The 22,507-nt window shown below is 75.0% G+C and carries 21 protein-coding genes and 1 pseudogene; 11 read left to right on the top strand and 11 right to left on the bottom strand.

The window, feature by feature from the left end:
• Position 1 precedes the first annotated feature (1 nt).
• Together ACH5A8_RS24090 and ACH5A8_RS24085 are read left to right on the top strand one after the other, a co-directional pair.
• Complete coding sequence (locus ACH5A8_RS24090) at positions 2-655, top strand: HemK2/MTQ2 family protein methyltransferase (protein WP_399005140.1); 654 nt, start codon at positions 2-4, stop codon at positions 653-655.
• A gap of 118 nt (positions 656-773) precedes the next feature.
• Positions 774-932, top strand: coding sequence for a CDGSH iron-sulfur domain-containing protein (locus tag ACH5A8_RS24085; protein ID WP_164585707.1), 159 nt, complete (start codon positions 774-776; stop codon positions 930-932).
• Between the two features lie 195 nt (positions 933-1,127).
• Here the strand turns inward: ACH5A8_RS24085 and ACH5A8_RS24080 are convergent, their stop codons facing one another.
• The gene (locus ACH5A8_RS24080; RefSeq protein ID WP_399005138.1) at positions 1,128-1,562 is read right to left on the bottom strand and encodes a protease inhibitor; all 435 of its coding nucleotides are present in this window, start codon (positions 1,560-1,562) and stop codon (positions 1,128-1,130) included.
• 489 nt (positions 1,563-2,051) lie between these two features.
• Here ACH5A8_RS24080 and ACH5A8_RS24075 point away from each other — a divergent pair, with 489 nt between their 5' ends.
• Positions 2,052-3,221 (top strand): lactate 2-monooxygenase, encoded by a 1,170-nt coding sequence (locus ACH5A8_RS24075; RefSeq protein ID WP_399005137.1) that lies wholly within the window; start codon positions 2,052-2,054, stop codon positions 3,219-3,221.
• A gap of 94 nt (positions 3,222-3,315) precedes the next feature.
• On the opposite strand, the gene ACH5A8_RS24070 is transcribed toward ACH5A8_RS24075, so the two are convergent.
• Both ACH5A8_RS24070 and ACH5A8_RS24065 read right to left on the bottom strand, forming a co-directional pair.
• Positions 3,316-3,693, bottom strand: a complete 378-nt coding sequence (locus ACH5A8_RS24070) for a toxin Doc (RefSeq protein WP_399005135.1) — start codon at positions 3,691-3,693, stop codon at positions 3,316-3,318.
• Between the two features lie 3 nt (positions 3,694-3,696).
• Positions 3,697-3,942, bottom strand: coding sequence for a hypothetical protein (locus ACH5A8_RS24065; protein WP_399005133.1), 246 nt, complete (start codon positions 3,940-3,942; stop codon positions 3,697-3,699).
• A 314-nt stretch (positions 3,943-4,256) separates the two neighbouring features.
• On the opposite strand from ACH5A8_RS24065, the gene ACH5A8_RS24060 reads away from it, so the two are divergent.
• The gene (locus ACH5A8_RS24060; RefSeq protein ID WP_399005131.1) at positions 4,257-6,638 is read left to right on the top strand and encodes a SpoIIE family protein phosphatase; all 2,382 of its coding nucleotides are present in this window, start codon (positions 4,257-4,259) and stop codon (positions 6,636-6,638) included.
• A gap of 7 nt (positions 6,639-6,645) precedes the next feature.
• Here the strand turns inward: ACH5A8_RS24060 and ACH5A8_RS24055 are convergent, their stop codons facing one another.
• Positions 6,646-7,197, bottom strand: a complete 552-nt coding sequence (locus ACH5A8_RS24055) for an RNA polymerase sigma factor (protein WP_399005129.1) — start codon at positions 7,195-7,197, stop codon at positions 6,646-6,648.
• 45 nt (positions 7,198-7,242) lie between these two features.
• On the opposite strand from ACH5A8_RS24055, the gene ACH5A8_RS24050 reads away from it, so the two are divergent.
• From ACH5A8_RS24050 to ACH5A8_RS24035, 4 genes are all read left to right on the top strand, one after another.
• Positions 7,243-8,655, top strand: a complete 1,413-nt coding sequence (locus ACH5A8_RS24050; RefSeq protein WP_399005127.1) for a serine/threonine-protein kinase — start codon at positions 7,243-7,245, stop codon at positions 8,653-8,655.
• Positions 8,656-8,810: 155 nt separating this feature from the next.
• Positions 8,811-9,563 (top strand): DUF4232 domain-containing protein, encoded by a 753-nt coding sequence (locus ACH5A8_RS24045; protein ID WP_399005125.1) that lies wholly within the window; start codon positions 8,811-8,813, stop codon positions 9,561-9,563.
• A 91-nt stretch (positions 9,564-9,654) separates the two neighbouring features.
• Positions 9,655-10,905 (top strand): SLC13 family permease, encoded by a 1,251-nt coding sequence (locus tag ACH5A8_RS24040; RefSeq protein ID WP_399005326.1) that lies wholly within the window; start codon positions 9,655-9,657, stop codon positions 10,903-10,905.
• 250 nt (positions 10,906-11,155) lie between these two features.
• The gene (locus tag ACH5A8_RS24035; RefSeq protein ID WP_399005123.1) at positions 11,156-11,701 is read left to right on the top strand and encodes a universal stress protein; all 546 of its coding nucleotides are present in this window, start codon (positions 11,156-11,158) and stop codon (positions 11,699-11,701) included.
• A gap of 197 nt (positions 11,702-11,898) precedes the next feature.
• Here ACH5A8_RS24035 and ACH5A8_RS24030 read toward each other — a convergent pair whose 3' ends face one another.
• From ACH5A8_RS24030 to ACH5A8_RS24005, 6 genes are all read right to left on the bottom strand, one after another.
• Positions 11,899-14,100: a ricin-type beta-trefoil lectin domain protein gene (locus ACH5A8_RS24030; RefSeq protein WP_399005121.1), complete on the bottom strand. Its 2,202-nt coding sequence runs from the start codon at positions 14,098-14,100 to the stop codon at positions 11,899-11,901.
• Positions 14,101-14,423: 323 nt separating this feature from the next.
• The gene (locus ACH5A8_RS24025; RefSeq protein ID WP_399005118.1) at positions 14,424-15,392 is read right to left on the bottom strand and encodes an aldo/keto reductase; all 969 of its coding nucleotides are present in this window, start codon (positions 15,390-15,392) and stop codon (positions 14,424-14,426) included.
• Between the two features lie 54 nt (positions 15,393-15,446).
• Positions 15,447-16,088 (bottom strand): flavoprotein, encoded by a 642-nt coding sequence (locus tag ACH5A8_RS24020; protein ID WP_399005115.1) that lies wholly within the window; start codon positions 16,086-16,088, stop codon positions 15,447-15,449.
• Positions 16,089-16,239: 151 nt separating this feature from the next.
• Entirely contained in the window at positions 16,240-16,698 is a 459-nt protein-coding gene (locus tag ACH5A8_RS24015) for a nuclear transport factor 2 family protein (RefSeq protein WP_399005113.1), read from the bottom strand.
• Between the two features lie 239 nt (positions 16,699-16,937).
• Positions 16,938-17,138, bottom strand: coding sequence for a ferredoxin (locus ACH5A8_RS24010; RefSeq protein ID WP_399005111.1), 201 nt, complete (start codon positions 17,136-17,138; stop codon positions 16,938-16,940).
• A 12-nt stretch (positions 17,139-17,150) separates the two neighbouring features.
• Positions 17,151-18,368: a cytochrome P450 gene (locus ACH5A8_RS24005; RefSeq protein WP_399005109.1), complete on the bottom strand. Its 1,218-nt coding sequence runs from the start codon at positions 18,366-18,368 to the stop codon at positions 17,151-17,153.
• 276 nt (positions 18,369-18,644) lie between these two features.
• Here ACH5A8_RS24005 and ACH5A8_RS24000 point away from each other — a divergent pair.
• A pseudogene (locus ACH5A8_RS24000) lies at positions 18,645-19,279 on the top strand (LysE family transporter).
• Between the two features lie 426 nt (positions 19,280-19,705).
• The gene (locus ACH5A8_RS23995) at positions 19,706-20,155 is read left to right on the top strand and encodes a nitroreductase family deazaflavin-dependent oxidoreductase (protein ID WP_399005107.1); all 450 of its coding nucleotides are present in this window, start codon (positions 19,706-19,708) and stop codon (positions 20,153-20,155) included.
• A gap of 140 nt (positions 20,156-20,295) precedes the next feature.
• Here ACH5A8_RS23995 and ACH5A8_RS23990 read toward each other — a convergent pair whose 3' ends face one another.
• A complete protein-coding gene (locus ACH5A8_RS23990; protein ID WP_399005324.1) occupies positions 20,296-21,213 on the bottom strand; it encodes a cation diffusion facilitator family transporter in 918 nt (305 codons plus the stop codon).
• 238 nt (positions 21,214-21,451) lie between these two features.
• Here ACH5A8_RS23990 and ACH5A8_RS23985 point away from each other — a divergent pair, with 238 nt between their 5' ends.
• Positions 21,452-22,471 (top strand): glutathione S-transferase family protein, encoded by a 1,020-nt coding sequence (locus tag ACH5A8_RS23985; protein ID WP_399005105.1) that lies wholly within the window; start codon positions 21,452-21,454, stop codon positions 22,469-22,471.
• The last annotated feature ends 36 nt before the right edge of the window (positions 22,472-22,507 follow it).

Here is a 22,507-nt window from a genome sequence, read left to right as displayed (position 1 = left end):
CGTGAGTGAACTGGTGCTTCCGGGCGTGTACGCCCCACAGGACGACACCGCGCTGCTGGCCGAGGTCGTGGCCGACGAGCCGCTGCGGCCGGGTTCGCAGGTGCTGGACGTGGGCACGGGCAGCGGTGCCCTGGCGCTGGCGGCCGCCCGCCGCGGCGCCGAGGTGACCGCGGTCGACGTGTCCTGGCGGGCCGTGTGGACCGCCCGCCTCAACGCCCGGCTGGCCCGGCTCCCCGTACGCGCCCATCACGGCAACCTCTTCGGCCCGGTGCGCGGACGGTCCTTCGACGTCATCCTGGCCAACCCGCCCTATGTGCCGGCTCCCGGCGCGCGCCACGCGCCGCGCGGCAGGTCGCGGGCCTGGGACGCGGGGAGCGACGGGCGGGTGGTGCTGGACCGGATCTGCCGGGAGGCGCCCGGGCTGCTGCGCCCCGGCGGCGTGCTGCTGGTCGTGCACTCCGCGCTGAGCGGCCCGGGCCGCACCCTGGAGCTGCTGCGCGGAGCCGGACTGAAGGCCTCGGTGGTGCGCCGCCGCTGGATCGCCTTCGGCCCGGTGCTGCGGGCCAGACGGGCATGGCTGCGCGAGCGCGGGCTGCTGGGCTCGGGCGAGGAGAAGGAAGAGCTGGTGGTCATCCGTGCCGAACGACCTCTGTGAACCGGACGGTCCCGCCGAGCCGGACCGCCTCCGCGACTGCGATGACCTGAGCGCCGGCCCGGACGGCCGCTCCCGGGATCCCGGGGCCGCGCGCGGTACTCCGGCCCGCCGGATCACCATGCAGCGGCAGGGCCCCATCCTCGTGGACGGCCCCGTCGAGGTGGAGCTGGAGGACGGGACCACGGTCTCCTCCGACCGGTTCCGGGTCGCGCTGTGCACCTGCCGCCGCAGCCGCCGCTATCCGTGGTGCGACACCAGTCACCGCAAGCGGGTGTAGCGGAAGCCGCATGCCGCGTACGACGGACGCGGTCGATCGGCGGACGCGGTCGGACGACAGATGACAGGGACCGGCGGGAGGCCCCACTCCGCCCGCCGGTCCCTGTGGCGGGATCACCGCCGGTTTCCTCGCCGGGCCGCGCACTCCCCAGTCACGGGCCCATGATGCCGCGCGGAAACCGCCGCGATCCCGGTCCTAGAACGCGAAGACGCTCGACACGGAAGCGTTCTTCACGCACTCGTTGGCGAAGGTGCGCTCATAGGAGACGCGCTTGCCCTGCCAGACGCCGACGGCGGTGACCACCACGGGGTTGTACTCCTTGGTGCACAGCACGTCGCCGCCGGCGCTCAGGGCGTCGAAGTCGCCGCCCGCGGCACGCAGTTCGGCGCACGCGTCGGACGCGGCGGGATGGGTTCCGGAGGCCGTGGGGGCGCAGGTGAGGGTGACGACGCGCTCCGGGACGGCGACGGCCGCGTCGGCTCCGTGGCCGACGGTGAGCACCAGGGCCGAGGGGGCGTACAGGGAGGCGGGGGCGGCGGACGGGGCGGCGAGGGCGGCCCCGGTGAGGGGCCCGCAGACGGCGGTGGCCGTCAGGCCGAGGGTCGCTGCCCAGCGCGCGGTGTTCCGCATTGTGTGCTTCCTTCCGCAGGTTCGATGAGAGACACCGGTCCGGCGCGGTCTGTGCCGGACCCGGCGTGCGGGAGTCTGCCGAGTCCCTCACCGAAACTCACATCGAACCCATGGGTTTCAGTAACCTTGCGTATTGAATCAGTGGCGTGAAGTCACGGAAATCGAACGTTCCAACCCCTGAACCACGGGCCCGTGGGACGAAGGATCCGGCCGGATGGCTCGTTCTCCCCCGTTCCGCAATCGACTGGAAACATTCCCGAAACGCGCGCCGGGCGGCGCCCGCGCACCCCCTCCGGCCCGGTCGAGGCGCGCTCCGGCGTACCCGGCGCGCGTCCGCGGCGGCGCGCTCTCCCCCGGCCCCTGCGGAAGCGCGCTCTGCGCCCCCAGGACCTCCCCCGCGAGGGGGCCCGCCCCGTCGGCGGGCCCGCACCTACCGGTCGGTATCGTCGGGTCCGGCGTGGGTCCCGGCGAGGAGAGGCAGGCTGGCGGATGGCCGAGCACTGGGCGGACTTCCAGTACGAGATCTATCTGAACGGGATGACGGGCGCGGTGCCCCGGCTGCCCACCGACCTGACCCGGCTGGAGGAGCTGACCGAGCGGCGGCTCGGCCCCGGCCCGGTCGGCTACGTGGCGGGCAGCGCGGGCAGCGGCAGCACCGCGCGCGCCAACCGCGCGGCCCTGGACCGGCGCCGGATCGTCCCGCGCATGCTGCGGGACGTGCGCGAGCGGGACCTGTCGGTCGAGGTGCTGGGCCGGACGCTGTCCGCCCCGCTGGCGCTGGCGCCGATCGGCGTGCTGTCGATCATGCATCCGGACGCCGAGCAGGCCGCCGCCCGGGCCGCGGCGGCGCAGGGCGTGCCGTTCGTCCTGTCCTCGGCCTCCAGCACGCCCATGGAACAGGTCGCGGAGGCGATGGGGGACGCGGAGCGCTGGTTCCAGCTGTACTGGGCCAAGGACCGCGAGGTGACGCGGAGCTTCCTCACCCGGGCGAAGGCGTGCGGGTTCAGCGTCCTGGTGGTCACCCTGGACACCCCGCTGCTGGCCTGGCGGCCGCGCGACCTCGACCAGGCGTACCTGCCGTTCCTGCACGGGGTGGGCACCGCCAACTACTTCACCGATCCGGCGTTCCGGGCGGGGCTCGCCCGGCCGGTGCACGAGGACCCGAACGCGGCGGTGCTGCACTTCGTCGGCATGTTCGCCGACCCCGGCAAGACCTGGCCGGACCTCGCCTTCCTCCGGGACAACTGGGACGGCCCCATCGTCCTGAAGGGCGTCCTGCACCCGGACGACGCCCGGCTCGCCGCCGACGCCGGCATGGACGGCGTGGTGGTGTCCAACCACGGCGGCCGGCAGGTGGCCGGTTCCGTGGCCGCCGCCGACGCGCTGCCGGCGGTGGCGGAGGCGGTCGGCGACCGGCTGGACGTCCTGTTCGACAGCGGGGTGCGCACCGGCGACGACGTCTTCAAGGCGCTCGCCCTCGGCGCGCGGGCGGTGCTGCTGGGCAGGCCCTACGCCTACGGGCTCGGCCTGGACGGCCAGGCCGGCGTGGAGCACGTGATCCGGTGCCTGCTGGCGGAGTTCGACCTCACCCTCGCCCTGTCCGGGCACGCCGCGCCGGGCACCGTGGGCGCCGCCGACCTGGCGGACGGCACCCCGTGAACGGGCCGGGTCCTGTCGTCGGACTCCCGTCACGGCGGGAGGGCGTGCGGGGCGTCGCGGAGCGGGCGGGATCGCGACGACAGGGCCCAGGGGCTCAGATCTCCCAGGAGCGCAGCCGGTCGGCGGCGCCGTAGACGTCGGTCTTGCCGGACATCAGGTCGCGGGCGAGGTCGACGAGGGCGCCGTAGGGCGGGTCGATGCCGACGCCGCTGACGTACATGTAGGCCACGGCCGTCGCGCAGGCGAAGCGGGCGTTGGCCGACGGCAGCGGTTTGAGCAGGGCCAGGGTGTGCAGGAGGGCGGCCGCCCGCCAGGCCGGGTCGGAGTCGACGCCCAGGCGCGGCGGGTCCACCCGATGGCGGGCGACGGCGGCGACCAGGGCCGAGAAGTCGTCGACCGTGGGCTGGTCCGGCAGGACTTCCTCATGGCGCTGGAGCAGCCAGGGCACGTCGATGTGGAGGACGGGGGTCATCGGTCAGGCGGCTCGTCCCTCGCCCCTGGTGGGCGATTCGTCGTCGGGGAACGCTGCGGCGAATTCTTCGGCGTGGGCAGCGAAGAACCGCCGGAAGGCCTCGGCGCCCTCCTGCAGGGCCCGGTGCCGGGCTATGTCGGCGGCGGCGGCCTCCCGCACGAGCGCCTTCATCGACGTACCGCGTTCCTTGGCGATCTGCCGCAGGTCCTCTAGCTCGCGGTCGCTGAACTCCACATTGAGCGCTGGCATGGGCCAAACGGTACCGCGCGGGTGCTCCAGCGTAAATAGCCCCAGGTCACAGCGGTGCGTGCGCGGTACCGTCCGCCGCTCCCGCGGGCGCACCACTGAAGGGTGCCGGCCACTCGCACGACGTGCGGCGCGGCGGCCCCCGCCCGGATCGGCGGGCGTCGCGCCCGCTCCGGCGTGCGGGCGGGCGGCGGCCGCCCGGAGTTCACTCGCGGCGGAAAGGGGGGTCGGCGACCGCGCGGAGCCGGGACGCACTAGGCTGGTTCGCGAGTGACACACGTCTGATCACTGTGAGTGTGCGCGATGGAGTGGCGACGATGAGCCCGGTGTATCCGTTCGACGACGCGGCCACGGCCCGGGCCGTCGTCGACGAGCAGGGCCTCGTCGTCGAGTGGAACGAGGGCGCGCACCGGCTGCTCGGCTGGGCGCGGCAGGAGGTCGTGGCCAGGCCGGCGGCGCGGCTGCTGGCCGACGGCGCGCGGCTGCCGGCCCTGCCGCCCGAGGAGCGCCGCCGGACCGGCACGCTCGACCTGCGCCACCGCGACGGGCACACCGTCTCCGTGTGGGTGCTGGCCCATCACCGGCGTCCGGAGGACGGCGGCGACTGGCTCCTGGTGACCCCCCTGGAGGGCGGCTCGCCGCCCGGTCCCGACGACCCCCTGGCCCGGGCCCAGCTGGTGCAGTCGCCCTGCGCCGTCGCGGTCTACGACGACCGGCTGCGCCTGCACGTGGTCAACGACGCGATGGCGGAGGTCATCGGCGTCCCCGGGGAGCGGCTGCGGGGCCTGCGCCACTCCGAGATCGGCGGCCGCTCGCAGAGCCAGGACATCGAGGAGCACATGCTGCGGGTGCTCGACACCGGCCGCGGGCACGACGTGCGGACGCATGTGCCGGTCGGCTGCGACGACCGGGTGAGCGCCTGGCTGGCCCGGATGTCCCCGGTCAAGGACGCCGACGGCAGGGTGCTCGGCGTGTGCGTCGCCGTCCACGACTTCACCGAGGAGTACCGGGCCCGCGAGCGGCTCCAGCTGGTCAACGAGGCGAGCGTGCGCATCGGCACCACCCTCGACGTCACCCGTACGGCGCAGGAACTCGCCGACGTCTGCGTCCCCGCGCTCGCCGACTTCGTCAGCGTCTACCTGGTGGACCCGCCCGAGCACGGCGGGGAACTGCCCAGCGGGCCGCTTCAGGTGCCGGTCTCCCTGCGCCGCATCGCCCACCGCTCGGTCAATCCGGGCGCCCCGGAGGCCCTGATCCCCCCGGGCGGCAGCGAGATCTACCCGGCCGTCTCCCCGCAGGGCGCGGCCCTGCTGGCCGGCCAGCCGATCGTGGTGTCGGAGAAGTCGGGCGACCTGGACAAGTGGCTCGCCTGGGACCCGGAGCGCGCCCGGCTCGCCCAGCGGCTCGGCATCCACTCCACGATGTCGGTGCCGGTCCTGGCCCGGGGCGTCACCCTGGGCGTCGCCGTCTTCACCCGGTTCCAGCACACCTCCCCGTTCATGCCGGACGACGTGCTGCTGGCCGAGGAGGTCACGGCCCGGGCCGCCGTCTGCGTCGACAACGCCCGCCGCTACTCCCGCCAGCGGGAGACCGCCCTCGCCCTGCAGCGCAGCCTGCTGCCGCGCTCCCTGCCGCGCACGGCCGCCGTGCAGGCGGCCTCCCGCTACCTCCCGGCGGCACAGGCCGACGCGGGCGGCGACTGGTTCGACGTGATCCCGCTGTCCGGGATGCGGGTCGCGCTGGTCGTCGGGGACGTCATCGGGCACGGGGTGCGGGCCACGGCCGCCATGGGGAGGCTGCGCACCGCGGTGCGCACCCTCGCCGACATCGACCTCGCCCCGGACGAGCTGCTGACCCACCTCGACGACGTGGTCGTGCGGATGTCGGCCGAGGACGGCGGCGACGACGGTCCCGGCGAGGTCGGCGCGACCTGTCTGTACGCCGTCTACGACCCGGTCTCCCGCCGGTGCACCCTCGCCCGGGCCGGGCACCCCTCGCCGGTGCTGCTGCCGCCGGACGGCCCGCCGTACCGGATCGACCTGCCGGCGGGACCGCCGCTGGGCCTGGGCGGGCTGCCGTTCGAGTCGGCCGTGCTGGAGCTGCGCGAGGGCAGCGTGCTGTCCTTCTACACCGACGGCCTGCTGGAGAGCGGGGAGCGGGACGTGGAGGCCGGGCACCGGCTGCTGTGCGCGGCGCTGGCCGGCGAGGGCGACTCGCTCGACGAGACGTGCGACCGGATCCTGCACGCGCTGCTGCCGGGCGGCAGCGCCTGCGACGACGTCGCCCTGCTCCTCGCCCGCACCAGGGGCCTGCCCGCCTCGCAGGTGGCGACCTGGGACATCCCCGACGATCCGGCGCTCGTCGCCCCGATCCGCAAGCAGGTCGTCGAACAGCTGGACAACTGGGGGCTGAGCATCGCGGCGTTCACCGCCGAACTGGTGGTGAGCGAGCTGGTCACCAACGCCATCCGGTACGGCACGCCGCCGATCCGGCTCCGGCTGATCCACGACGAGACCCATCTGATCTGCGAGGTGTCCGACACCAGCAACACCGCCCCGCACCTGCGCCGCGCCAAGACGTGGGACGAGGGCGGCCGGGGCCTGCTCCTGGTCGCCCAGCTCACCCAGCGCTGGGGCAGCAGGCACACCTCGGAGGGCAAGACCATCTGGGCCGAGCTGAGCCTGCTCGACATGGAGTGACGGGCGTTCAGCAGGCGTCGGTGAGCCAGGGGCGGACCTGGCGGCGCGCCTCGTGCAGGCGCGACTTCAGGGTGCCCAGCGCGATCCCCGCCCGCTCGGCGGCCTCGGCGTACTCCAACTGGCAGATGTCCCGGTACACCAGCGGCGCCACCAGGTGCGGATGCTCCCGCTCCAGCCGCTCCAGCGCCTCCAGCAGGTCGATGCGGGAACCGGCGATGACGCTGGTGGTGCGCGGGTCGACGTGCCGCTCCGGCTCGATGGCGGCCGGGTGCTCGGCGGCGCGCCGCCGCAGCTCCCGGTACTTCTGCCGGCAGCAGTTGGCGACGACCGTGTAGAGCCAGGTGCTGAATCTGCTGCGTCCCTCGAAAGTGGTGATCTTCCGGGCCACCTGCAGCAGCACGTCCTGCGCCGCCTCCTCCGCGTCCTCGCGACAGGGCAGGAAACGCCCGCAGCGCCGCACCGCCTCGGGCCGGATCTCCTGGAGGAGTTCCTCCAGCGCCGCGCCGTCACCGGCGGCGGCGCGCCGGGCGAGTTCTTCGGTCGGCGCCGGGTCCGCCACGAGAGGCCTCCTTGGAGTCGATCTCAGGGCAGGCATGATAGTCGTATGCACCCCGTCGAGCGGATCGGCCGCTACCGGCTCGAACGGCGCCTGGGCACCGGCGCCTTCGGCACCGTGTGGCTCGCCCGGGACGACGACCTCGATGCCCCGGTGGCCGTCAAGGTCCTCGCCGAGAACTGGGCGCACCGCCTCGACGTGCGCGAGCGGTTCCTGTCCGAGGCGCGGCTGTTGCGCAAGGCCGGCTCGCCCCGGGTGGTGCAGGTCCACGACATCGGTGAACTGCCCGACGGCAGGCCGTACTTCGTCATGGAGTACGCCGACGCCGGCACCCTCGCCGACCTTCTGGCCGAAGGGCCCCTGCCGGTGCCGGAGGCGCTGCGGCTGACCGCGCTCGCCGCCCGCGCCGCGCACGCCCTGCACGAGGCGGGCATCGTCCACCGGGACATCAAGCCGAGCAACGTCCTGCTGCGCACCGCGCCCGACGGCGCCCGGCGGGTGCTCCTCGCCGACCTGGGGCTCGCCAAGAGCCTGGCGCAGGCCTCGGGGCTGACGCTGGCCGCGGGCTCCCAGGGGTACCGGCCGCCCGAGCAGGCCGCGGCGGGGACCGGCATCGACGCGCGGGCGGACGTCTACAGCCTGGGAGCGGTCGGCTACGAGCTGGTCACCGGGACGGTCCCGGCCGAGCCGGGGAAGGTCGTACCGCCGGAGCGACTGCGGCCGGCCGTGGACCCGGACGTGGCGCGCGTCCTGATGCGCGCCCTGGAGCCGGACCGCGAACGGCGCTGGCCGACCGCCGAGGCGCTCGCCCTGAAGCTGGAAGGCTCCGCGTCCGCCGGGCCGGCCGCCGGGCCGCGCCGTCTCCGTGTCCCGGGAGCCGGACGGCCAGGCCGGCTCGTCGCCCTGGCCGCCGGCGTCGCCGCGGTCGCCGCCGCGGGAGCGGCCCTCGCCGTGACGCTGTGGCCGGCCGCGTCCGGCGCGCCCTCCGGCGTCCAGGTCGCGGACGCCACCGGCCGGATCTCGGTGCGGGTGCCGGCCGGCTGGGGGCGGCAGCTGCGGGACTCCGGCTGGGACCCGCGCGCGCTGGGGCTGCCCGCGGGGCACGAGCCGGGCCTCGCCGTCGCCGACGACCTGGCGCGCTGGCAGGACCTCGCCTCCGGCGCGGACGGCGTGTTCGTCGGGCTGAGCGAGCGCGGGGACGTCACGGCCCGGGTGGACGCCGTCGACCACTCCGGCTGCCACTACGACGGCGGGCGCGCCTACGCGAGCGGGCGGTGGCACGGCTGGATCCGGGCCTGGAGCGGCTGCCCGGGCGGCGGCCTGCTCACCGAGGCGGCGCTGGTCCCGGCCGGTGACGCGGGGCAGCCCCAGGTGTACGCGCAGATCCGCCGACGGGGCGGCGACGACCCCACCGACCGCATACTCGGCTCGCTGCGGGTCACCCCATCCCGGTACGGGTGAACGCCGCGCGGCTTCGGGCGGGAAGAACTCCGGGGAAGAAATCCGCGCGAACCGCGAACTTTCCGCCCGGTCCGCGCATCGGACACCCATGTCGGCGCACGAGGCGCCGCACGCACGCGCCGACCGCGTGCGCGAGAACTCCAGGAGCGTGGATCATGGCGTACACCTCCCCGTCCCGCCGCCGTACGGCCCTGCTCGCCGGCGCGGTCGCCGCGGTGGGCCTGCTGACCGGCTGCGGCAGCGACCACGGCACGGCGGGCGCACCGCAGAAGGTGCCGGGCACCGCCGCGCCCGCGTCCGGTGACAAGGCGGCCGGTGACACGACGGCCGGTGACACGACGGCCGGTGACACGACGGCCGGCTCGGCGCCCGCCACGAGCGGCTCGCCGGGCGGCGGCGCCACCACCGCGGGACGCACCGCCTCGCCCCCGTCCTCCGCCGCGCCGGCCACGACCGCCGGCGGCTCCGGCAAGGACACCGCCGCCAGGAGCACCCGCTGCCACACCTCCGAGCTGAGGGCCACGGTCGGGCGCAACGACCCCGGCGCGGGGCAGGAGAACTTCCCCGTCGTCCTCACCAACACCTCCGGGCGCACCTGCACGGTGCGCGGCTACCCGGGCGCCGCGTTCGAGAACGCCTCCGGCGGGCAGCTCGGCCCCGACCCCAGGCGGTCGGCGGGCTCGGCCGCCACGGTGACCCTGAAGCCGGGCGCCAGCGCCTGGGCGGGCCTGACGTTCTCCAACCCGCAGGTCAGCGGGGCGAAATCCGCGACGCCGGCCGTGCTGATCGTCACCCCGCCCGACGAGCGCGACCACCTCACGGTGCGGTGGACGGCCGGGCAGGTGCCCGTGGGCGGCAACGCCTCGTCGGTGTCCTTGACCGTCCTGAGCCCCGGCACCGGGCCGTGACGCGCACCGGTCCCCTGACACCCGCGCGAAAACCCGCCACCTGTTTGCTTTGATGTGCGGGCACCGTTGATCGCGTCCGGAGGACCGAGCCCTGAACACCCCGCTGGCGGAGACCCTGTCCGTCGTCCTGCTCGTCGCCGTGCTGGCCTGGGCCGTCGTACGGCCCTTCGGGTGGCCGGAGGCGGTCATGGCGGTCCCCGCCGCGGCGATCGCCGTCGCCACGGGCGCGATCGGCCTGGACCACGCCCGCGCCGAGGTGGAGCGGCTGGCGCCGGTGGTCGGGTTCCTGGCGGCGGTGCTCGTCCTCGCCCACTTCTGCGACGTGGAAGGGCTGTTCCAGGCGTGCGGGGCGTGGATGGCCCGGTGGGCGCGGGGCCGTCCCGTCCGGCTGCTGACGGCGGTGTTCGCGCTGGCGTCCGCGATCACGGCCGTGCTCAGTCTGGACGCGACCGTCGTGCTGCTGACCCCGGTCGTGTTCGCCACCGCCGCCCGCACGGGCGTACGACCCAAGCCGCACGTGTACGCCTGTACTCACCTGTCCAACACGGCGTCGCTCCTGCTGCCGGTCTCCAACCTGACGAACCTGCTGGCGTTCGCGGCCAGCGGGCTGAGCTTCACCCGGTTCGCCGCGCTGATGGCGCTGCCGTGGCTGGTGGCGATCGGCGCGGAGTATCTGGTCTTCCGCCGCTTCTTCGCCCGCGACCTGGCGGCCTCGGCGCCCTCGAAGAGCATGGGCGAGCCGCCCGGGGTGCCACTGTTCGCGCTGGTCACGGTGGCCTGCACGCTCGCCGGTTTCGTCGTGACCTCCACGTTCGGCGTGGAACCGGCGTGGGCGGCGCTGGCGGGTGCGCTGGTGCTCGCCGGGCGGGCGCTGCTGCGGCGCAGGGCGGGCGTGGCGAGCGTGGTGCGGGCCGCCGCGCCCGGCTTCCTGGCGTTCGTGCTGGCGCTCGGCGTCGTCGTCCGCGCGGTGGTCGACAACGGGCTCGCCGAGGCGCTCGGGCACGTCCTGCCCGGCGGCACGGGGCTGCCCGCGCTGCTCGGCGTCGCCGCGCTGGCCGCCGTACTGGCCAACCTGATCAACAACCTGCCGGCGGTGCTGGTCCTGCTGCCGCTGGCCGCGCCGTCCGGGCCGGGCGCCGTCCTGGCCGTGCTGCTCGGCGTCAACATCGGCCCGAACCTCACCTACGCCGGGTCGCTGGCGACGCTGCTGTGGCGGCGGATCGTGCACCAGCACGAACACGGGGTGGACCTCAAGGAGTTCACCCGGCTGGGTCTGCTGGCCGTACCGGCCGCGCTCGTGCCCGCGGTGGTGGCCCTGTGGGGAGCGCTGCGGGTGGTCTGAGGGCGCGGGGCGGTGCTGCGGAGGAGATGAGCCGCGGGACGGTGAAGGGCTCGGGCCGTGCGAGACGTCGTCCGGGGCGGGAAGACGTACGGGGCGGGACTTCGGGGGGAGAATGAGGCGCGCGGGCGGGAAGCCTGCGGTGGGGCTGGAAGTCCCGGCGTCGGGCGCGTCGCCGGGTCGTCGGGGGCGCGAAGTCGGGTAAGCCGGGAGCAGCGGCCCAGGGGGGCCGCAGGGCTGTGGGAGGCCTCGTATGCGCGTGATCGCCTGGCTCGTCGAGGGCACCTGGCCCGCCTGTGTGGACGCCGTGCGCGCGCATGCGCCGGACGCGGCCGAGGTGGTGCTGCTGCACGTCAGCGCGGAGGAGGTCCCGGGTGTGGCGCACGGGGCCTTCGCCGGGCTGCTCGGGCGCGGTCATCGGCGCGGGGCCGCCCCGGCCGAAGGCTGGGCGAGGGATCCGGGCGACCGGCTCACCGACCTCTGCGGCACCTCGGCGGCCCAACTGCTCGACGCGGCGGCCGACCGGCTCGGGCGGCCGTGCACACGGCTGGAGCGGACCGGACGGGTCGAACGCGAGGTGGTCGGGGCGGCCGACGACGCGGATCTGCTGGTGCTGGCTCGCGACGGGGACCGCGACCGGCTCGGCCCGCACAGTCTGGGACCGGCGGTGCGGTTCGCCGTCGACCACGCGCCCTGCCCGGTGCTGCTGGTGTGGCCGGAGGCGGCGCCCGACCTCGCCACGCTGCCGCCGCCTCCCCCGCCGCACCCCGAGGGCCCGCCCCCGCACCCCGCCGGCTGAGACCGGCCGGCGGTACCTCGACACCGAGAGCGAGCGCCCTGTCACGGTCATCGACTGGCAGGTTCCACCCGCGTGACGCGGCCGCCGACCAGCGGGACCACCCCCGGGTGACGGCCGCCGACCGCCGGGGACCGGACTCGTGTCACGGCCGCCGGCCCCGCCCGTCACACGGTCGTCAGCCGTATGGACCGCGCGCGTCACGGCCGCGGGGCGCCAGGGGTCGGCGCCGGGCGGGCCGTGGGGCCGCCGTGCTGCGGCGCCCAGCCGGCCACTTCCATCTGGAGGTGCGGCGCGGAGGCGTCGATCGTCCAGCGCTGGGTGTCGCTCCTGGCCCGTGTCTTCAGCACGAGGGCGCCCGCGCCGTCGGTGGCCGCCGGGGTCAGCGCCAGGTCCTGGTCGAACCGTGGGACGAGGGTGCCCTGGAGGGTGAAGTCGTAGCGGATGTCCCTGCCGCCCGGCGCGGCGGCCGCGGTGCAGGGGGCGAGCTGCACGGAGTAGCCGAGGTGCGAGTCCAGGCACAGGCCGGGCGCGGCGCCGCTGCGCAGCAGTCCGTCGGTCTCGTACGCCCACTGCTGGCCGGGCTCGGAGGCGCATTTCGCCAGCTCGGTCTCCGCGCCGGGGACGGCCTTCTCGCCGACGATGCCGACGCACAGCCCGGACGCCGCGTTGTGCAGCCGCCCCCGCAGGGTGGACCTGCCCGTCCTGCCCGCGCCGGCCCACGAGGGCGCGGGCGCGGGGGCCGACGCGCCGGAGGGGGCGGACGACCGGCCGGCGGGCTGCCCGCCGGTGCCGGGAGCGGCGCCGTCACCCGAGCCGAGGGCCGACCAGACGGCGAGCGGGAGCACGACGAGGCCGCTGACCGTCGCCGCGGCGATGGCGAGGTTGCGGTTTCGGGCCGCCCGCCGGGCCGTCCGCCGCGCCGACCGGCGGGAGACGGCCCGGTGCACGGACCCGGACCCGGCGTCGGTCCCGGGAGCGTCGCCGAAGGCCCGGTGCCGGGCCTGCTGAGGGGCCTCCGGGGCAGGGGCGACAGCTCGCTCGCCCCCGGGCCCCGCACCGGGTTCGCCCGCGGCGGCCCCAGGACTCCTTCCGCCGGCGGACGGGAAACGACCGCGCGCGGCGGCGATCAGCCGGTCGAGCGGGGACCGGCCGTCGGCGGCGGACGCGGTGGCGGGAGCGGGACGGCCGTGCCCCGCCGGCCTGTACGGAGCCTCCCTCACCGCCCCGGGGACGGAGGCCGCGTCCGCGGCCACGCCGGACACCGCGCCGGGCGCGGGCGGAACACCTGCCATCGAGTCCGCCGACCCGGCCGGCCCGGGAAAACCGCTGGACGCGGGCGGAACGCCGATGGTGCGACCGGCCGGGCGGCCGGCCGCCGTGAAGCCGGGAGTTCCGTCGGGGGTCGGTGACGGTGAACCGGGCGCGGCGGGGTCGAACGGTTCGCCGCCGACGGGCTCGACGGGTGCCGCGGCGGTACGGAAGCCGCTTCCGTACCGAGGGCCGCTCCCGTCCCGGCCGCCGGCCTTCGAAGTCGGCCCCTGCGCCGGGGCCTGGCTCGCCGCCGCGGCGGCGAGGCGCAACTCCCGGTACTCCCGCGCGCGCCAGCCGAGCACTCCCTCGGCGAGCGCGGTGCCGAGGCCGGTGTCGAACGGCGCGAGCTGGCCGGCGGTGTGCCGGCAGTGCGGGCAGCCGGCCAGGTGCCGCCGCAGGTCGGGGTCGACGTCGACGCCACCGCGCCGGTACGTCACGTCCAGCAGCCGGAAGTACCGCAGGCACTCCTGGTCGGGCGCCAGTTCCCGGTGGACGAGGAGGCACTCCTCGCGCAGCCGTTCGCGGGCCCGCCCGAGTTCGACGTGCGCGTCGCCCTCGCCGAGTCCGAGCAGCCGGGCGGGAGCGGCGAGCGGTTCGCCCTCGGCCTCGGCGTGCCAGAGCAGGGCGGCGGCCGTCTGGGGCAGCCGCTGGAAGGCGCGGGAGAGCAGTCGCCGCCCGGCCGGCGGCAGCAGGCGCGCCGCGATCCGCTCGCCCCCGGCGTCGGCCGCGGGGCGCAGGTCCGGGTGCAGCGTCTCCCGCCGGTGGTCGGTGCTCCACTCCCCCGCGATGCGCCGCACCGTGACCAGCAGCCGGGGGCGCCACGCGGCCGTCGGTCCGGCGCGGCGCAGCGACTGTCCGAACAGGCGGGTGAACGCCTGGGTGGTGAGCATGCCCGCGGGGTGCGGGCCGTCGGTGCACAGCCGTGCGTAGGCGAACGCCGCTTCCCAGTGCCGGTCGAGGAGTTCGCCGACCGGGTGGAGCGCGGGCGTGGCGCCGGTCCACTTCCGCAGTTCGGCGCTGAGTTCCTGGTCCGTCGTCCCGAACGGGCCGGGCGGTTCGGGGGAATCGGACAGGCCCGGGTCTTTCACGGCTGCATTCCTCCACACACACCGCGGATCAAGTCCGTACCAAGATGGGGCGTCGGCTTTTCGGACATCCGCGAACGTCCACCGGAACAGGGCAGGAGCCCTTGTCCGAGCACCGACAGGCCACACCTTTCCACAGGCGAACAGGAACCAACAAGAGATCACGCGGTTTTTCCAAATCCCTCTGGAAATCCGCCTGTTGACGAATTGTCAATTCGCCGGCGACCGACGAGTGATTTCGGCCCGGATTTCCTTCGGGATCAGGCATTGCGGCCGTCGGCCCCGCGGCGCGGGAGCGCGCCGCGGGGCCGACGGGGCGAGGAGGGTCAGTGGCCACTGACCGGGTGCGGGGTGTAGGGCCGCTCCAGCTCCTCGATCTCCTTGTCGCTCAGCTCCAGTTCGACGGCGGCCACGGCGTCCTCCAGGTGCCCCGACCGGGCGGCGCCGATGATCGGCGCCGTCACCGTGTCCTGGTGCAGCAGCCAGGCGAGGGCCACCCGGGCGCGCGGGACACCGCGTTCGGCGGCGATGCGGGTGACGGCCTCGACGATGGCGCGGTCGCCCTCCTGGTAGAGGGTGCCGCCGAAGGCGTCGGTGTCGCTGCGGTGGGTGGAGACGCCCCAGTCACGGGTGAGGCGGCCCCGCGCGAGCGGGCTCCACGGCAGGACGCCGACGCCCTGGTCCGCGCAGAGCGACAGCATCTCGCGCTCCTCCTCGCGGTAGAGGAGGTTGTAGTGGTTCTGCATGGAGACGAAGCGGGTCCAGCCGTTCAGCCGCGCGGTGTACTGGGCCTTGGAGAACTGCCAGGCGTACATCGAACTCGCCCCGATGTAGCGGGCCTTGCCCGCCTTCACCACGTCGTGCAGCGCCTCCATGGTCTCCTCGACGGGCGTGTGCGGGTCCCAGCGGTGGATCTGGTAGAGGTCGACGTAGTCGGTGCCGAGCCGGCGCAGGCTGTCGTCGATCTCGGACATGATCGCCCTGCGGGACAGACCGGCGCCGTTGGGGCCCGGCCGCATCCGGCCGTGCACCTTGGTGGCGAGGACGACGTCCTCGCGGCGGGCGAAGTCGCGCAGCGCCCGGCCGACGATCTCCTCGCTGGTGCCGTCGGAGTAGACGTTGGCCGTGTCGAAGAAGGTGATCCCGGCCTCCAGGGCCTGCCGGATCAGCGGCCGTGAGGCCTCCTCGTCGAGGGTCCACTCGTGCGCGCCGCGGTCGGGCACGCCGTACGTCATGCAGCCCAGACAGATCCGCGACACGTCCAGGCCCGTCGAACCGAGCTTCACGTACTGCATCGTTGCTGCTCCTGTCTTCGGGTGGTTACGCAGGAGAGCCTAGGTCGTCGTGGATCATTCCGGCCTGTCGTGCCGGATGCCGGACGGGGGGCCGGGACGCGTGCCGCCGGGGAACGTGTCGAGCAGGTCCAGGGCGCGTTCCCAGGCGAAGGGGGGCCGTCCGCCGTCCTGCGGGGGTTCCCCGGTGGAGGGGTCGCCGAAGCGGACGCCCATCGCGCGCAGGCGTTCGAGGCTGTCCTGGTAGGCGGGGTGGGCGGCCAGCGCGTCGGCCACGCAGGGCAGGGCGGCGACCGGGACGCCGAGGCCGCAGGCCTCGCACAGGGTGGCCAGGGCGAGCGTGTCGGCGATGCCGGCGGCCCACTTGTTGATCGTGTTGAAGGTGGCGGGGGCCACGGCCACGGCGTCCGGCGGCGGGAAGGGGCGCGGATCGGCCGGGCTGCGCCAGGCGGACCGGACGGGGCGGCCGGTGAGCGCCTCGACGGCGGCGACGTCGAAGAAGCCGCCCATCGCGACCGGGGTCGCGATGACGCCGGTCTCCCAGCCCCGCTGCCGCGCGGCGGCTACGAGCGTGTCGACGCCCGCGGCGATGCCGGCGGCACAGACGACGACGTAGAGGAAGGGCCTCCCGGCCGGGATCCGGTCCGGGGCCTGGTCCGGGGCCTGGTTTTGGGCCTGGTTCTGGGCCTGTTCGGTCATCCCGGAACCCTACTGAACCGCCCTGGACGGCGAGCCGCCGCGCCCTGGCCACGGTCGGTGCGCGTACGTCCGCCGTGGACCACGGCCCGCACGCGTCACGGCCGGCACGGGCGGGAGCCACCGCGGATCGGGGCCGGCCCGGGCCGGCCGGTCACCGCAGCGGGAAGGAGCGTCCGTGCTCGGCCGCCGGGCGCGGGCCGAGGATGCGGCGCTCGCCCTCCTCGATCGGCACGTCGTCGATGCTCGCCTCGCGCCGGGTCATGAGGCCGTGCTCGTCGAACTCCCAGAGTTCGTTGCCGTACGAGCGCCACCACTGCCCGCCGGTGTCCCGCGACTCGTACTGGAAGCGGACCGCGATGCGATCGTCCCCGAACGCCCACAGGTCCTTGCGCAGCGCGTACTCCAGCTCGCGTTCCCACTTGGCGGTGAGGAACGCGACGATCTCCGCCCGGCCGGTGACGAAGGTGTCCCGGTTGCGCCAGACGGAGTCCTCGGAGTAGGCGAGGGCGACCTTGTGCGGGTCCCGGGTGTTCCAGGCGTCCTCGGCGGCCTGGACCTTCCGCGCGGCGGACGCTCGGGTGAACGGTGGCAGGGGCGGGCGGTCGGCCATGAGGCGCTCCTCGCTCGGCTGACGGACGGGACCGGGACGGTACCACTGGGGGGCGATCGTTCGTCCCGGTGGCGCCGACCTGGGGGACGGCCGTTCCGAGGTCAGGGAAGGCCGGGGACGACCGAGGCCGGAACGGCGTGTACCGAGGGACGCCGTCCCGGCCTCCACCGAACCCGGAGCCCGGGGCTCGGAGCCGGGACGCCGAGCCCCGGGTGGCGAGCCGTGCGGCCCGTTCCGGCTCAGTCCGCCGGGTCGGTCACCGTGATCGCGCCGACGGGGCAGGCCTTGGCGGCGACGCGGGCCATCGGGTCGGCGGCGCCGTCGCCGTCGCGCGGCAGCAGGCTGCTGAAGCCCTCGTCGTCCTGTGTGAACACATGCGGGGCGGCCAGTGCGCACTGGCCGGCGCCGATGCAGACGTCCTTGTCGATGTCGATAGGCATGACTGCAGCCTCTTACCAGGTCACGGGGAGTTCCAGCATCCCCTGGATCGTGTCGCCGGGTTTGAAGGGGATCTCCTGCGCCGGGGCCGCCAGCCGGAGGCCGGGCAGCCGCCGCAGGAGCGTGCCGAGGGCGATCTCCAGCTCGGCGCGGGCGAGGTTCTGGCCGAGGCACTGGTGGATGCCGAAGCCGAAGGCGACGTGGTGACGGGCCGGGCGGTGGAAGTCCAGCTCGTCGGGCTCCGCGTAGACGTCCTGGTCCCGGTTGATGACGGAGGTGGAGAAGACCACTCCGTCGCCGGCCCGGATCGTCGTGCCGGCCACCTCGATGTCCTCGGTGGCCACTCTGAGCAGTCCGTCGGCGATGGACAACAGCCGCATCAGCTCCTCCACCGCGGCGGGCAGCAGAGCCGGGTCCGCACGTAGCTCGGCCAGCCGCCCGGGGTGCCGCAGGAGGGTGTAGGTGCCCAGCGAGATCATGTTGGCGGTGGTCTCGTGGCCGGCGACGAGCAGGATGATCGCCAGCGCTACCACCTCCGCGCGGTCCACTTCGCCCCCGGCCAGCCGCTGCCGGACCAGGTCGTCCAGCACCCCTTCCCGTGGCTCCTTCACCTTGCGGTCGATCAGGTCGCCCAGGTAGTCCTCCAGGCGCTCGCGTGCGTCCAGCGTGTCGGCCACGGCCGGTCCGCGCAGCAGCCGCCGGGACTGCCCCTCGAAGAACTCGTGGTCGGCGTACGGGACGCCGAGCAGCTCGCAGATCACCATGGACGGCACGGGCAGCGCGAAGGCGCCGACCAGCTCGGCGGGCGGCCCCTGCGCGATCATCCTGTCGAGCAGGTCGTCCACGATGCCCTGGATCCGCGGCCTGAGGGCCGCGGCCCGTTTGAGGGTGAAGCTGGGGACCATCATGCGCCGCTGGGTGCGGTGCTCGGGGTCGTCGACGCCGAGGAGCGCGGTCCGGCGGTCGCGGACCGCCGCGAAGCGGGGCGTGGTCGCCGGGAAGCCGTCCCGGGTGCGGTCGCTGGACAGGCGCGGATCGGCCAGCAGGTCGCGGGCGAGGGCGTGTCCGGTGACGAGCCAGACCGGGCGGCCGTCGTAGAGGTCGACGCGGGACAGCGGCCGGTCGGCGCGCAGGGGGTCGTAGCCCGTGGGCGGGTGGAAGGGGCAGGTGCGGTCCTGCGGGAACGCGACGGGCTCGGTCGGTCGCGGCGTGGTGGTGGTCGGGTCCGGCATGGAAGACCTCGCAGAGGAAGGGTGCGTCGTGCCGATCTTCATTAGATGCCCCAGGCATCTAATGGGCGATGCGAAGTTCGGCCGCATCGGCGACCGGCGGTATCTGGCCGACGGGCGTCTCCTCCGATTCGTGAACCGGTTGCCGAGGCGGGGGCCGGACGCGCAGGATCCGGCCATGCCCACCAAGGACATCCTCCCGCTGCCCGCGCCCGCCGTCCTCCCGGCCGGACGCCGACAGCGGGCCCGCCCCCCGCGGAGGTCCGGCCCGCCGCGCCCGTGACGGCCGCGCTCGTCGCGGGGCTGCTCGCCGGCTACGGCATCGCCGTCCCGGTGGGCGCCGTCGGGGCCCACCTCGTCTCCCTCACCGCGCGCACGTCGCTGCGCACGGGTGTGTGCGCCGCGCTCGGCGTCGCGACCGCCGACGGTCTGTACGCCCTGCTGGCCACGCTCGGCGGCTCCGCCCTGGCCGGCGCGCTGCGGCCGGTGCTGGGGCCGCTGCGCTGGGCGTCGGCCCTGGTGCTGACCGCGCCGGCCGTGCGAGGGCCCTCACCGCACTGCGGCGCCACCGCGCGCACCGGCCCGCCGACCGCGCCGGACCGCCGCCGCCCGGGCCCGCGCGGGCCTGGCTCGGGATGCTCGGCCTCACGCTGCTCAACCCGGCCACGGTCGTCTACTTCGCGGCCCTGGTCCTGGGCGGCGCCCGCACCGGCGCCACCGCGCCGCCGCTGGAACAGGGTGTGTTCGTGCTGGCGGCGTTCGGCGCGTCCGCGAGCTGGCAGGTGCTGCTCGCCGGGGGCGGCGCCCTGCTCGGCCGCGCCCTGACCGGCCGCCGGGGCCGACTGGCGACGGCGCTGGTGTCCAGCGCCGTGATCACCGCTCTGGCGGTACGCATGGTGCTGCCGCCCAGGTGAGGGCCCGCGGTGGCCCCGGCGCGAGACGGCACGAGACGTCCTCGCGGGACACGACCCGGGCGGGCGGCGGCCCGGGACGGTACGGGCGCGGGCGCGACACGGTGACTGTCCGAGGCTGCCCGGGCGCGACACGGTGCTTGTCCGAGGCTGCCCGGGCCCGACACGGCTTTGCCCCTGCTCTGCGGTGCGCGACGCGTTCCCGGACAGCGGCGGGTCTGGCGGAATACGGCCGTCCGGCGGCCCCGGCGGCCTTCCGGATCCTGTGGGTGCGGGGTGGGTGCCGGGCGTCCGCCGGGAGCCGCGCGGGCCGCCGGGGCGCGTCGCGGGCGTGACCGGAGCGGGAAGAGGTAGGGATGAGAGGTGCCGGCACCGCTGCCGGACGGCGGTGCGCGACCAGGCACCCGGATGCGAGAGAGGACGGACGCCATGCCTCTTGAGGGCGAGTACGAGCCCAGCCCCACCCAGTGGGTGCGGGAGCAGGTGGAGTTGTACGAGAGCTCCGGCGGCACGAAGGGAACCACCCTCCAGGACACCGGGCTGCCGGTGATCCTGCTGACCACGCGCGGCGCGCGCAGCGGCAGGATCCGCAAGACGCCGCTGATGCGCGTGGAGCACGACGGGCGGTACGCCGTGGTCGCCTCGCAGGGCGGCGCGCCCAAGCACCCGTTCTGGTACTTCAACCTGAAGTCCGACCCCCGGGTCGAACTGCGGGACGGGCCGGTGCGGCAGGACATGACAGCCCGTGAGGTCACCGGTGCGGAGAAGGCCGAGTGGTGGGAGCGGGCCGTCGCCGCGTTCCCGCCGTACGCCGAGTACCAGGAGAAGACCTCACGGGAGATCCCGGTGTTCGTGCTGGAGCCGGCCGACGGGCACTGACGCCGCGCCCGGGCCGGACCGCCGGTGCGGCCCGGGCGCCCCGGACCGTCGGTGCGGCACGGTCGTCCCGGGCGGCGCGGCCCGGCCGGAAAAAGCGGGGGCGGGGCGCATGGAGCCGGTGCCGTCCGGGCACCCGTTGTTCAGGCCCCGCCGCGTTCCCCCGTCGCGGCGGGGCTCTCCCGTGCCTCCTGGGCGGGGCGGTCGGTGACGTCGAGGAAGATCTGGTCCGTCTCGGGGAAGGTGCGGGCGATCGAGCGCTTGATGCGCACGGCGACCTCCTCGACCCGTTCGCTGTCCAGGCCCGGCGCCAGGTCGATGCGCGCCGCCACCAGCATGGAGTCGAGGCCCATCTTCATGGTGAGCAGCGCCTCCACGCTGTCGATCTCCGGCTGGGCCCGCAGCAGGGCCCCGATCCGGCCGCTCAGTTCCGGGTCCGCGGCCTCGCCGATCAGCTGGTCGCGCGCGTCGCGGCCCAGCCGGTAGGCGACGTAGACGAGCAGCGCGCCGATCGCGAGCGAGGCGGAGGCCTCCCACACGACCTGCCCGGTGATCCAGTGCAGCGCCATGCCGATCATGGCGAGGGTGACGCCGAGCACCGCCGTGCCGTCCTCGGCGACGACCGTGCGCAGCGCCGGGTCGCGCAGGCCGCTGCCGACGCCCCCCTGCTTGCGCACCTGGTGCACCGCCCGCAGCAGGGAGGCGCCCTCGGCCAGGAGGGCGACGCCGAGCACGATCAGGCCCACCGTGTAGCCGAGGAAGTCCTCGTGCGCGCCGTTGCGCAGGGCCTCGACGCCCTGGAAGAAGGAGAAGCAGCCGCCCATGACGAAGATGCCGACGGCGGCCAGGAGCGACCAGAAGAACCGCTCCTTCCCGTAGCCGAAGGGATGCCGGCGGTCCGGTGGGCGGCGGCTGCGGCGCAGCGCGGCCAGCAGGAAGACCTCGTTGAAGCTGTCGGCGACGGAGTGCGCCGCCTCCGACAGCAGGGCCGGCGAGTGCGCGACGACGCCGCCGACGGCCTTGGCCACGGCGATGACCAGATTCGCCATGAGCGCCACCAGTACGGTGACCCGGGTCTTGCGGTCGGAGGACGGACCGGTGTCCGAACCCTTGCTCCGCCCCGTCCCGTGCCCGGCGTCCTGCTCGTCACTGCCCCGCGTCGAATGGTCCTGGAGATGCTCGTTGGGTGTCCCGCTCACGTTTCGCCGACTGCCCGCGCTCCGCGGGGCTCACACCGTGCCGTGTGCGGATTTCGGGGAACGTGTTCACGGGACACCCCTACGGCAGGGAGGACGAGGCATGAGTGACGGGGGCGAAGGCAACAGCGCCTACGGCCACAAGCCCTTCAAGCGGTCCAGGAGCCACTTCGCGGACCGGATCACCGCCGACGGCCGCGACGGCTGGCCGGTGGAGGCCGGACGATACCGGCTGGTGGTCAGCCGCGCCTGCCCGTGGGCGAGCCGGGCGTTGGTGTCACGGCGGCTGCTGGGGCTGGAGGACGCCCTGTCGCTGGCCGTCGTCGACCCGATCCAGGACGACCGGAGCTGGCGCTTCACGCTGGACGCCGACGACCGCGACCCGGTCCTCGGCATCCGCTTCCTCAGCGAGGCCTACGACCGGCGGGAGACCGGCTACCCCGGTGGGGTGAGCGTGCCCGCGATCGTTGACGTGCCGAGCGGCGCGCTGGTCACCAACGACTACCAGCAGATCACCCTGGACCTCGCCACCGAGTGGAGCGCCCTGCACCGGCCCGGGGCGCCGGACCTGTATCCGCGCGCGCGGCGCGAGGAGATCGACACGGTGATGGCCGAGGTGTACGAGGACGTCAACAACGGCGTGTACCGCGCGGGCTTCGCCGCCGGCCAGGAGGAGTACGAGGCGGCGTGCGCGGGTGTGTTCCGGCGGCTGGAGGCGCTGGCGGACCGGCTCGCCCGGCAGCGCTACCTCGTCGGCGACACGATCACCGAGGCGGACATCCGGCTGTTCACGACCCTGGTCCGTTTCGACGCCGTCTATCACGGACACTTCAAGTGCAACCGCTGGAAGTTGGCGGAGGATCCGGTGCTGTGGGCGTACGTCCGCGATCTCTACCAGACGCCCGGATTCGGTGACACGGTCGACTTCGACCACATCAAGCGGCACTACTACCAGGTGCACACGGGCATCAACCCGACCCGCGTCGTGCCCCTCGGGCCGGACCTGTCCGGGTGGCTGACGCCGCATCACCGCGAGGAGCTGGGCGGCCGGCCCTTCGGCGAGGGGACGCCGCCCGGCCCCGTGCCGCACGGTGAGCGGATCCCGCCGCGGGGCAGGCCCTGAGCCCGCTTCCCAGCGCCGATCCCCGTACCCGGAACA

This window comes from Streptomyces sp. NPDC018610 (assembly GCF_044391765.1).
Taxonomy (GTDB): Bacteria; Actinomycetota; Actinomycetes; order Streptomycetales; family Streptomycetaceae; genus Streptomyces.
This window is presented reverse-complemented; position numbering and strand designations above follow the sequence as displayed.